The sequence below is a fragment of the Gilvimarinus sp. 1_MG-2023 genome (assembly GCF_030548285.1).
The window spans coordinates 1-248 of the sequence record NZ_JAUOSC010001449.1 but is presented as its reverse complement, the minus strand read 5'-3'; the positions used below and the strand labels follow the sequence as shown (position 1 = coordinate 248).

Here is a 248-nt window from a genome sequence, read left to right as displayed (position 1 = left end):
AGTCTGAACCTGGCCGATATCAAGGCTGTGGTACTGGACGAAGCCGATGAAATGCTGCGTATGGGCTTTATCGACGACGTTAACTGGATTCAGGAACACACACCACGCACCCGTCAGGTTGCCTTGTTCTCTGCGACTATGCCGAAAGAGATTCAGCGGGTTGCCGAAACGCACCTGAAAGATCCGGTACAGGTCAAGATCCAGAACAAAACCACCACCAACTCGAATATTTCCCAGCGTTACTGGTT

1 protein-coding gene is annotated in these 248 nt (G+C 51.2%); it reads left to right on the top strand.

All coding sequences use genetic code 11. The annotated features are described in order from the left end of the window. The coding region (locus tag Q4563_RS21620; protein WP_303605991.1) for a DEAD/DEAH box helicase at positions 1-248 on the top strand (248 nt) is incomplete at both ends.